At 69.0% G+C, this 11,280-nt stretch carries 9 protein-coding genes and 1 pseudogene; 8 read left to right on the forward strand and 2 right to left on the reverse strand.

Annotation, left to right across the window (positions count from 1 at the left end; genetic code table 11):
* Positions 1-271: 271 nt before the first annotated feature.
* Genes DQP56_RS18965 through DQP56_RS18975 form a run of 3 tightly spaced genes read left to right on the forward strand, consistent with a single transcriptional unit; the run spans position 272 to position 1,711 of the window.
* Positions 272-712, forward strand: coding sequence for an OsmC family peroxiredoxin (locus tag DQP56_RS18965; protein ID WP_112688055.1), 441 nt, complete (start codon positions 272-274; stop codon positions 710-712).
* A gap of 17 nt (positions 713-729) precedes the next feature.
* Positions 730-1,212, forward strand: a complete 483-nt coding sequence (locus DQP56_RS18970; RefSeq protein WP_112688057.1) for a hemerythrin domain-containing protein — start codon at positions 730-732, stop codon at positions 1,210-1,212.
* Between the two features lie 19 nt (positions 1,213-1,231).
* The gene (locus DQP56_RS18975) at positions 1,232-1,711 is read left to right on the forward strand and encodes a hemerythrin domain-containing protein (protein ID WP_165825077.1); all 480 of its coding nucleotides are present in this window, start codon (positions 1,232-1,234) and stop codon (positions 1,709-1,711) included.
* Positions 1,712-1,726: 15 nt separating this feature from the next.
* On the opposite strand, the gene DQP56_RS18980 is transcribed toward DQP56_RS18975, so the two are convergent.
* Entirely contained in the window at positions 1,727-2,491 is a 765-nt protein-coding gene (locus tag DQP56_RS18980) for a lipase family protein (RefSeq protein WP_112688063.1), read from the reverse strand.
* A 265-nt stretch (positions 2,492-2,756) separates the two neighbouring features.
* Between DQP56_RS18980 and ileS the strand changes: the two genes are divergently transcribed.
* The 4 genes from ileS (at position 2,757) to DQP56_RS19000 (ending at position 9,258) form a co-directional block, all read left to right on the forward strand.
* Entirely contained in the window at positions 2,757-5,885 is a 3,129-nt protein-coding gene (gene ileS / locus DQP56_RS18985) for an isoleucine--tRNA ligase (RefSeq protein WP_112688066.1), read from the forward strand.
* A 307-nt stretch (positions 5,886-6,192) separates the two neighbouring features.
* Entirely contained in the window at positions 6,193-7,494 is a 1,302-nt protein-coding gene (locus DQP56_RS18990) for a PPE family protein (RefSeq protein WP_112688069.1), read from the forward strand.
* 18 nt (positions 7,495-7,512) lie between these two features.
* Positions 7,513-8,886, forward strand: coding sequence for a PPE family protein (locus DQP56_RS18995; RefSeq protein ID WP_112688072.1), 1,374 nt, complete (start codon positions 7,513-7,515; stop codon positions 8,884-8,886).
* A 30-nt stretch (positions 8,887-8,916) separates the two neighbouring features.
* Complete coding sequence (locus tag DQP56_RS19000) at positions 8,917-9,258, forward strand: DUF732 domain-containing protein (RefSeq protein WP_112688074.1); 342 nt, start codon at positions 8,917-8,919, stop codon at positions 9,256-9,258.
* 7 nt (positions 9,259-9,265) lie between these two features.
* Here DQP56_RS19000 and DQP56_RS19005 read toward each other — a convergent pair whose 3' ends face one another.
* Entirely contained in the window at positions 9,266-9,808 is a 543-nt protein-coding gene (locus DQP56_RS19005; RefSeq protein WP_234825729.1) for a class I SAM-dependent methyltransferase, read from the reverse strand.
* 75 nt (positions 9,809-9,883) lie between these two features.
* Between DQP56_RS19005 and DQP56_RS19010 the strand changes: the two are divergent.
* Positions 9,884-11,280 (forward strand): annotated as a pseudogene (locus DQP56_RS19010) (DNA polymerase IV); the annotation flags it as partial.

Here is an 11,280-nt window from a genome sequence, read left to right on the forward strand (position 1 = left end):
GTCCGACACGCACGAGTGGACGTTCGAGGACATGGTGGCCACCGCGTTCCCGGAACTGTCGGCGCCACCGGCCGAACCGACCGACGACCGGGCCACCGAGGTGCTGGCGGCCACCCCGCCGCCGGAGGACGAAGCCGAGCACTGAGCTGCCGATCCGACGCTGGCCAGCACCCCGCCCCATGGACTAGATTTAGACAAGTCCTGATTGTAAAAATTAAGGCGGGTCCGGCTCGGTTCGGGGCGGCGTCCGCACCGGAAGAGGAGGCGGCGGATGAGCATCGCGGATCGGAGCGTGCAGACCAGCTGGAAAGGACCGCTGGCGACCGGGGCGGGCGCCTTGGAAAACGGCAGCAGCGGTGCGCTCGACGGGCTGCCGGTGACCTGGGCGGCCCGCACCGAGCAGCCGGGCGGAAAGACCAGCCCGGAGGAACTGGCCGCCGCCGCCCACTCGTCATGTTTCGCCATGGCGTTGTCGCTGAAGCTCGGTGAGAACGACACACCGCCGCAGCAACTCGACGTCACCTCGACGGTCACCCTCGACGAGGTCGACGGGCTGCCCACCATCACTACGTCGAAGCTGACGGTTCGCGCCGAGGTCGCCGGCCTGGACGCCGCCGGCTTCGCCCAGATCGTCGACGCCGCCGCCGCGCTGTGCCCGGTGTCGCGACTGTTCGCCGGCGCCAAGGTCAGCGTCGACGCACAGCTGGCCTGAGGGGATTGAATAAAATCATGTCCCCCGCAACGCTTTCGATCGCACTCGAACGTGAACACCAGGAAGTCGACGCCGGGCTCGCGAACTTCCTGGTGAAGCTGGATGCCGGCAGCGTGGACGCCGACGCCCTGCGCGGCACACTGGCCGCACTGCGTCGCCACATCTACCTGGAGGAACAGTTGCTGTTCCCGCCGATCAGCAAGGGCGCGCAGATGATGTCGGTGTTCGGGATGATCCGCGGCCACGGTGAGATCTGGCGCACCATGGATGCACTCGACGACCTGGCGGCCGGACCGGGCGATGCCGCCGACCATGAGGCGTTGCGGGAGGCCTGCCAACGGCTGTTGACTCTACTGGCCGACCACAACAAGGTGGAGGAGCCGGTGATCTATCCGGCCGCCGACACCGGCCTGGCCCCGGAGCAGGCCGCCGAGGTTGCCGACTTCCTCGAATCCGGCCGGATGCCCGACGGCTGGGTTTGTGCGAAGGCCGCCGTGTAGGAGTGCTAAGGAGACCGCAATGCCCCCGGAGAAAGCTCGCGTGCCGGTGTCGGCCGCCCTGGAGCGTGAGCACCAGCTGATCGACGCCGGTCTCGAAGCCTTCCTGATCGATCTTCGCGACGGCCGGGTGGACGCCGCCGGCCTGAGCGCGGCTCTGGAAGGGCTGCGCAAGCACATCTACCTCGAGGAGCGGATCCTGTTCCCGCCGATCCGGCAGGCCGGCATGGCGATGCCGGTTGCGGTCATGATGACCGAGCACGGCGAGATCTGGCGCACGATGGACGCACTGGTCGGACTGCTGCCCGAGGGCGACACCGCGGCGCTGATGGCGGTCGCCCGGCTGCTGCTCGATCAGCTTGCGGTGCATAACTCCAAGGAAGAGCAGGTCGTCTACCGCGCCGCCGACAGCAGGCTGGAACCCCAGCACGTGGCAGCGGTGACCGAGTTCATCGAGACCGGCTTGCTGCCCGACAGCTGGGAGTGCCTGGAGGCGAACTAGCCGCCGGCGGCCGGCTCACGGTTGCGCCGGCAGGGCTGCGAGCCCGGCGTGATAGCCGGCCAGGCTGTGCCGCCAGCCGATGTCGATGGCCCCGCCGCTGTCCACCGCGATCTCGGCGCCGACGTGCACATACGGTGACGGCGGCAGCAGCGGCACGATGTCGAGAAAGTTCACCACCCGGTAGCAGCATTCGATGGCCGCGTTGAAGGCGGCCGCGAAGTCGGGCAGCCCCACCCGTGGGCCGCCGAACGTGGTCAGCCGCGGCTCGATGGTGCGTGCCGGCCCGGCGAGCCTGATGCGGGCGATATCCGGCGCGGCCAGAACGGCGAGCGCCGCACCGAGACTGTGCCCGGTGACGAGGATGTTCTCGCAGCCGCGAGTCGCCGCGTCCAGGTTGGCGGCGATGCTGGCGCGGATGCAACCGTAGATGTCTTGGAACCCGGCGTGTACCTGACCGAAGCCCACGACCGGCAGGTAGGGCGCCGGGAGGAAGTCGAAGTCGGCGATCCAGTCCGCCACATCGGAGCTGCCGCGAAACGACAGGTAGGCGGTGCGGGTCGCCGCGTCGTGCCCCATGAGTCCGAAGATGTTGGTGTCTTTGGCCATCGCGTTCGCCGGGTGCTGGTCGGGCAGCGCGGCCAACTGGGCGTGGTCTGCTTCGATCAGGGCGGTTTGAACGAATCCGGGCGGCAGGGCTGGCACAGCACCGGACATCACGGTGTAGGCCGCCTGCGCCAGGGGCAGCGCCACGTCGCGGGCCTGTGACGCGCTGAATGCCACGATGCAAAGTCTAGGAGCCCGAGGGCCGTGCCGAGGCGGCGCTCCGTACAATCGGCTCATCGGCAATGATCCGGCCATCACCGGGGAGCCTTCGGAGGAACGGGCCCGACGCATGACAGCCGGGCCTCACTAGAACCGAACGGGTCGGCCCGTCACAGCCTTGTGGAGCGGTCGCGCCGGCAGCGCGGCAAGCGGGGTGGTACCGCGGTGCTCGCGCAACCCGCGCGGCGTCGTCCCCGGGCCGGGCGCTTGGAGGCGACACAGCATGAGTCAACGCAGCTATCCGAAGCCGGCCGCCGGTGCCCCCGACTTCCCGGCGGCTGAAATCGAGGTCCTCGACTACTGGGCGGCCGACGACACCTTCCGGGCCAGCATCGCCCGCCGCGACGCCGCCGAGGAATACGTGTTCTACGACGGCCCGCCGTTCGCCAACGGGCTGCCGCACTACGGGCACCTGCTCACCGGCTACGTCAAGGACATCGTGCCGCGGTATCGAACCATGCGCGGCTACAAGGTGGAACGCCGGTTCGGCTGGGACACCCACGGGTTGCCCGCCGAACTCGAGGTCGAGCGCCAGCTCGGCATTACCGACAAGTCGCAGATCGACGCGATGGGCATCGCCGCGTTCAACGAAGCCTGCCGGGAATCGGTGCTGCGCTACACCGCCGAATGGCAGGACTACGTCACCCGGCAGGCCCGCTGGGTCGACTTCGACAATGACTACAAGACCCTCGACCTGCCGTTCATGGAATCGGTGCTGTGGGCGTTCAAACAGCTGTGGGACAAGGGCCTGGCCTACGAGGGTTATCGCGTGCTGCCGTACTGCTGGCGCGACGAGACGCCGCTGTCCAACCACGAACTGCGGATGGACGACGACGTCTACCAGAGTCGGCAGGACCCGGCGCTGACCGTCGGGTTCCGGGTGGCCGACGGGGGACCGGTCGCGGAGCTGGCCGGTGCCCACCTGCTGGTGTGGACCACCACGCCCTGGACACTGCCGGCCAACCTGGCGGTGGCGGTCAACCCGGAGGTGACCTATGTGCAGGTAGCGGTCGGGGACCGCCGGTACCTGCTCGCCGAGGCGCGGCTCGGCGCCTACGCGCGCGAATTCGGGGAAGAGCCCCAGCTGTTGGGCAGCTACCGCGGTTCGGAGCTGATCGGGTTGCACTACCTGCCGCCGTTCCCGTATTTCATGGCGGCGGCAGGCGCATTCCGGGTGCTGGCCGCCGACTTCGTGTCGACCGACGGCGGCACCGGCATCGTGCATCTCGCGCCGGCCTACGGCGAAGACGACAAGAACACCACCGACGTCGCCGGGATCGCCCCGGTCACCCCGGTCGACGCCAAGGGCCGCTTCGACTCCAGCGTCGCCGACTACGCCGGACAGCACGTCTTCGACGCGAACAAGGCGATCATCGCCGACCTGAAAGCGGGCGCGGGCCCTGCCGCCCCCAATGGCGCGGTGCTGGTCCGCCACGAAACCTACGAGCACTCCTACCCGCACTGCTGGCGGTGCCGCAATCCGCTGATCTACAAGGCGGTCTCGTCGTGGTTCGTGCGCGTCACGGAGTTCCGGGACCGCATGGTCGAGCTCAACGAGCAGATCAGCTGGTATCCCGAGCACGTCAAGGACGGGATCTTCGGCAACTGGCTTCGCGGCGCGCGCGACTGGTCGATCTCCCGAAACCGGTACTGGGGCACGCCGATCCCGGTCTGGAAATCCGACGACCCGGCCTACCCCCGGATCGACGTCTACGGCAGCCTCGATGAGTTGGCACGCGATTTCGGGGTGCGACCCGATAACCTGCACCGGCCCTACATCGACGAGTTGACCCGGCCCAACCCCGACGACCCGACCGGCCGATCGACGATGCGACGCATCCCCGACGTGCTCGACGTGTGGTTCGACTCTGGGTCGATGCCCTATGCCCAGGTGCATTACCCGTTCGAGAACTCCGACTGGTTCGATTCGCATTACCCAGGTGACTTCATCGTCGAGTACATCGGGCAGACCCGCGGCTGGTTCTACACCCTGCACGTGCTGGCCACCGCGCTGTTCGACCGGCCGGCGTTCAAAACCTGTGTGGCACACGGCATTGTCTTGGGCTCCGACGGGCAGAAGATGAGCAAGTCGCTGCGCAACTATCCCGATGTCAACGAGGTGTTCGACCGCGACGGCTCCGACGCCATGCGCTGGTTCCTGATGGCCTCGCCGATCCTGCGGGGCGGCAACCTGATCGTCACCGAACCGGGCATCCGCGAGGGGGTGCGCCAGGTGATGCTGCCGCTGTCCAACGCCTACAGTTTCCTGGCCCTCTACGCGCCCGAATCCGGTGTATGGCGCACCGATTCACCACACGTGCTCGACCGCTACATCCTGGCGAAGCTGGCAACGCTGCGCGACGACCTGACCGCCGCGCTGGACGGCTGCGACATCTCCGGGGCGTGTGAGGAACTGCGCCAGTTCACCGAGGCGCTGACCAACTGGTACGTGCGACGCTCCCGGCAACGGTTCTGGGACGAGGACCCGAACGCCATCGACACGCTGCACACCGTGCTGGAGGTCACCTGCCGGCTGGCAGCACCACTGCTGCCGCTGACCACCGAGAAGATCTGGCGCTCGCTGACCGGGCACCGGTCGGTGCACCTGACCGACTGGCCCGAGGCCGGCGACCTGCCGCGCGATTCGCAGCTGGTCGAGGCGATGGATCAGGTGCGCGACGTGTGTTCGGCCGCGTCCTCGTTGCGTAAGTCGCACCAGCTGCGGGTGCGGCTGCCGCTGCCCAAACTCACCGTCGCCGTTGAGGATCCGCAGCAGCTGGCGCCGTTCTCCGGGCTGATCGCCGACGAGCTCAACGTCAAGGCCGTCGAGCTGACCGAGGACATCGACCGCTACGGCCGCTTCGACCTGGCGGTCAACGCCAAGGTGGCCGGTCCGCGGCTGGGCAAGGATGTGCAGGCCGCGATCAAAGCCGTCAAGGCGGGGCAGGGCGTGGTCAACCCGGACGGCACGCTGAGCGCCGGGCCGGTGGTGCTGCGCGACGGTGAGTACACCGCGAAGCTGGTGGCCGCCGATCCCGAATTCACCGTGGCGCTGCCCGACGGCGCCGGGCTGGTGGTGCTCGACGGCACGGTGACCGAGGAACTCGAAGCCGAGGGCTGGGCCAAGGATCGCATCCGCGAACTGCAGGAACTACGCAAGAACATCGGCCTGCAGGTCTCCGACCGGATCACCGTGGTGATGTCGGTGCCCGACCCGCGGCTGGACTGGGCACAGGCCCACGCCGAACTGATCGCCGGTGAGATCCTGGCCACCGCATTCGAATTCGGCGAGCCTGGGCCGGACGCCGCCGAGATCGGTGACGGGGTGCGGGTGACGATTACCAAGGCCTGAGCAGGGCACGGCCTCCGCGGCGGCGCGAGTTTCTTGCAGCCAGATTCTTTTGCTGACCGCCGGCCGGTGAGCGCCCCGCAGCGCTCGGTACACGCCCGGGGGCGGTCGGCGCCGCTTGGTGTTTGCGCTGCTCACGGGGTTGGAGAGCCCCTGGTGGGCAGTTCGTTGTCCGCCGGACCGAGCACCTCGGAACCATACCGTGAGCGGTGTGCAGCGGCGGTTTTGTCAGCCCGCCTACCGGCCTGGCGCTGGCTAACCTTCTGATCTCATCACCGTGAGCGCAACTGACCCCGAGCGAAGGAGCACTATGGATTTCGGTGCACTCCCGCCGGAAATCAACTCCGCCAGAATCTATTCTGGGCCGGGTTCGGCTCCCATGCTGGCCGCTGCGGCCGCCTGGGATGCGCTGGCCAACGAGCTGCACACCACCGCCGCGGTCTACGCCGCTGTCGTCGCCGACCTTGCGAGTTCGGCCTGGCATGGACCTTCGTCGGGCGCGATGGCGGCTGCGGCAGCGCCGTATGAGCAGTGGATGAAGGCGACGGCGGCGCAGGCGGAACAGGCTGCGCTTCAAGCCCGAGCGGCAGCAGGTGCCTACGAGCTGGCCTTCAGCGCCACTGTTCCGCCGCCGGTGGTCGCGGCCAATCGGGCACTGCTCGCATCGCTGGTCGCTACCAATTTCCTCGGGCAGAACTCGCCGGCGATTGCGGCCACCGAGGCCCACTACGCACAGCTGTGGGCTCAGGACGCGGCCGCGATGTACGCCTACGCCGGCTCCTCGGCGGCCGCCACCCAGTTGACCCCTTTTGCCGTACCGCCGGAGACCACCGATCCCAGTGGGCAGCGCGATCAGTTGGCGGCGGTGGCCAACGCGACGCAGGACTCGGCCCGATCCAATATGCAGTCGGCGCTGTCCCAGCTGATGTCGCAGGTGCCGAGCACCCTGCAAACCTTGACGACGAACCCGACCTCGCTGGCCGCCGCGGCCACGCAGGCGACATCGGGCCTGCAGAACGGCATGGACAGCATCACCAACTTCATCAAGGTCGTCGACGGCCCCTACTCACCGCTGGGAATCCTGCGGCTGTTCAAGAACTGGTGGCAGGTCAGCTCCAGCCTGGTGAGCATGAACAACGGTGCGCAGAGCCTGGGATCGTTCTTCAACCCCAAGCCCATCACGGGAGCGTTGTCGCCGCTGTTGGCAAGCGAGCTGCTGAGCGGCGGGGCGGCGGTGAACCCGGCGAGCGTACCCGCGGCCTCGGCGGCGATTGGCCGAGCGGGCATGGTCGGGTCGCTGTCGGTACCGACGAGCTGGGCATCGGCCGCTCCGGGGGTGACTCCCAACGTGCAGACCGTTGCGTCGCTGTTGTCGAAATCCGCGCTCGACGCGGCTCCGGCGATGGCCGTCAACGGTGAGAATGCCATGTTCGGGCAGATGGCGGCGTCAAGTCTGGCGGGCCGGGCCCTCAGTGCGCCCGTCGGTCATGCCGTGGGTGCGGCCTCCACCCGCACCATCGGCGCTGTCACGCAGGTCACCAACGCCGCGGCGGCGGGCCCTGATATCGCCACGACCGCGACCATCATCGTCATCCCGCCGATCCAGAAGTAGCTGAAGGAGTTGCGGCACATGGTCGTTCAGAGCTTCGCGGCGCAGCCGCCGGAGATCATCTCCGGCCTGATCTATTCGGGTCCGGGCGCTGCGCCCCTGCTGAGCGCGGCCTCGGCCTGGTCGGGACTGGCCACCGAGCTGCACGCCACTGCGTCCTCCTACGCTGCGGTGCTCGCCGGGCTCAGCGGCGGGTGGCAGGGCGCTGCGGCAGCAGCCATGGCGGCCGCGGCCGCGCCGTACGTGACGTGGCTGACGACGACGGCCACCCAGGCCGAGGAGACCGCCGGCCAGGCCACAGCCGCGGCCGCTGCCTACGAGTCCGCCTTCGCCGGCGTCGTTCCACCCCCGGTGATCGTCGCCAACCGCAGCGAGCTCGCATCGCTGGTCGCCGCCAACATCCTGGGCCAGAACAGTGCCGCCATCGCCACCACCGAAGCGCAATACGCCCAGATGTGGGCGCAAGACGTCGCGGCCATGGTCGGCTACGCAACGGCGTCGCAGGCCGCCACCCAGCTGACGGCGTTCACCGCACCGCCGCGGACCACCAACGACAACACCGGCCAGGCCGCCGCGACCGCCGAAGCGGCGCGGGCCTCGGCGCAGTCCACCGCCCAGTCGACGCTCGCCAAGCTGGGGCAGGCCATCGCCACGGCCCCCTCGCAAGACGGGGCACAGAACGCGGTGGGCGCCGTCACCGGGGACACCGACATGGCCGGGTTGTACGAGTCGTTCTGGAACTTCCAGTCCTCGATCGGGTCGGAGGCCACCTGGACCAACGCCGTGGGCGGCACCACCAACCTGGGCATGACCCAGGTCAGGCTCTTCCACAAGCTGCCGAGTCCGCCGGCGATCCCCAAATCCGCGCTGGGTGGTGGGCTGATGAGCTCCGGACTGGCAGCCGGCCCGGCCCCGGGTCTGGCCGGGGGGCTGGCCACCGCCGCCTCGGCCAGTGCCGGCAGCGCCTCGACGGTGGGAGCCTTGTCGGTACCCCCGGGTTGGGCCACCGCTGCCCCGGCGATCAAGTTGGCCTCCGTCGCCTTGCCGAACACCGCCATGGGAGCAGCCCCGGCGGCGCAGCTCGGGGGACTGCTCAGCCCGGCGGCGCTGGGCAGCTTGACTGGAGGCGCACTGGGCGGCCCTGCCGCGCGGGTGGCCACGCCGGGTGTGCGGGTCGTCGCGGCCAACACCAAGAACCGCGACGCTCCGGTCAAACTCGATCAGGTCATTGCGCAGCTGCAACAGACGCCGGACGTCGTTCAGCATTGGAACGTCGATGAAGCCGGGCTCGACGATCTGGTGGCCAAGCTGTCACTGAAGCCCGGGATCCACGCGGTGCACGTCTGCGCCGAGGACGAGGTGGTGCCCACCGGATCGCAATCCGCGCTCGGCTGACCCGACACTCCCATCTTTAGAAGGTCTGCAATGCGAGTCTTGTTCGCCCCGTTGGTAGCACTGACCGCGCTCGTTCTCGCCGCACCGGCGCACGCCGAACCCGGTGTCGTCGAGGCGAGCGCCGTTGATCCGACCGAGTTCATCACGTCGCTGCACCAGGTGGGTATCACCTTCGATGACCCGGCGCAGGCCGTCGCGGCCGGCCAGGCGGTCTGTGGACTTGTGGCCAACGGCGAAACCGGCCTCGAACTGCTCACCGACCTGCGCGAGGCAAATCCGGCCCTGACCATCAACGGCGCCGCCCAGTTCGCGGCGATCGCCGCCAAAACCTATTGCCCGCAGCAACTCGCACCGGCCAAGTCGGCCAAATGATCCCCGGTCAGGGCTTGACCGCGCGCCAGCGTTGACGTCCGCCGGCGGTCGACACCTCGACATCGCCGAACCCGCTGCGGCGCAACCGCTCCGGCAGCGTATCGGGTGAAACCGGGTTGTAGGTGTCACGAATATGCAAGAGGCGGAACGTCGTAGAGTGCACGCCGTCGCTGCCGGCGAACATGCCACCCGGCTTGAGCACGCGAAACGCCTCGTCGAACAACCGATCCTGTAACGCAGGTGTCGGCACATGATGCAGCATGGTGAAGCACACCACTGAGCTGAAGGTGTCGCCGGACAGGCCGGTGTCGGTGCCGTCCCCGTTGATGACGCGCGCCCGCGAACCGTATTCGGCCTGCAGGCGCTGCGCCATCGGCGGATCGATCTCGACGGCGGTCAGCTGCGGCGCCATACCCACCAGGCACCGCAGGTTGGCGCCGTAACCCGGGCCGATCTCCAGGGTGTTCTCGCCGAGTTCCACACCGGCGAGCGCCCACGGCAACAACTTGTGCTCGACATTGCGCGCCCAATACCGCGAACTGCAACACAGTCAATGGACCAGATTCATCGCCATGAAACAAACGCTAGCCCGATCGCCCGCCGCCGGCCCATAGGATCGGCGACTGTGGACGCCCGGTGGGTCCTGCACTTGGACATGGACGCATTCTTCGCCTCCGTCGAGCAACTGACCCGCCCGACGCTGCGCGGCCGCCCGGTGCTGGTCGGCGGGCTGGGCGGCCGCGGTGTGGTGGCCGGCGCCAGCTATGAGGCGCGGGTCTTCGGGGCGCGTTCGGCGATGCCGATGCACCAGGCACGCCGACTGGTGGGCGCCCCGGCGGTGGTGCTGCCGCCGCGCGGGGCGGTGTACGCGGTGGCCAGCCGCCGGGTGTTCGAGACCGTGCGCGCGGTGATCCCGGTCGTCGAGCAACTGTCCTTCGACGAGGCGTTCGGCGAACCGGCCGAGTTGTCCGGCGCCGGCAGCGAAGACGTGCACCGGTTCTGTGAGCGGCTGCGCCGCCGGGTGTGCGACGAGACCGGCCTGGTGGCGTCGGTGGGGGCGGGCTCGGGCAAGCAGATCGCCAAGATCGCCTCGGATCTGGCCAAACCGGACGGGGTGCGGGTCGTCAGCCGCGCCGAGGAACGACTGCTGCTGGACGGGCTGCCGGTGCGCCGGCTGTGGGGTATCGGTCCGGTGGCCGAGGAGAAGCTGCACCGGCTGGGCATCACCACCATCGGCGCGTTCGCCGCGCTGACCGACAGCGAGGTCGCCGACATCCTGGGCGCCACCATCGGGCCCGCGCTGCACCGGTTGGCCCGCGGGATCGACGACCGTCCGGTCGCCGAACGCGCCGAGGCCAAACAGATCAGCGCCGAATCAACCTTTGCCACCGATCTGACCACGCTGGAGCAGCTACGGGCCGAGGTCGGCCCGATCGGCGAACACGCCTACCGCAGGCTGCTGCGCGACGGGCGGGGCGCCCGCACGGTGACGGTGAAACTCAAGAAGGCCGACATGAGCGTGCTGACCCGCTCGGCGACGCTGCCCTATGCCACCACCGACGCCGCTGCGCTGATGGCCGCGGCCGGCCGGCTGCTGCTGGACCCGGCCCAGATCGGCCCGATCCGGCTGCTCGGGGTGGGATTCTCCGGGCTGACCGATGTCCGTCAGGAATCGCTGTTCCCGGAGCTGGCCTTCCCGGAGGCCACCGCTGATTCACCTGAAACAGCAGCGCCGCAACAGGTCTCACCGCCGATCGCGGCGTCGTGGCGGGTCGGCGATGACGTCGCCCACGTCGAGCTGGGGCACGGCTGGGTGCAGGGCTCCGGCCACGGGGTGGTGACGGTGCGGTTCGAGACCCGCAGCTCCGGCCCGGGCCCGGTGCGGACCTTCGCCGTCGACGAGCCCGGGATCGCCCCCGCCGATCCGGTCGCCAGCCTGGACTGGCCCGACTACCCGGCTGTCCCGGACGAGACCGGGTAAGACAGCGTCAGCCCCACCGGTCGATGGCGTCGGCCACCGGC

The organism is Mycolicibacter senuensis, assembly GCF_003284925.1.
Classification (GTDB): Bacteria; Actinomycetota; Actinomycetes; order Mycobacteriales; family Mycobacteriaceae; genus Mycobacterium; species Mycobacterium algericum_A.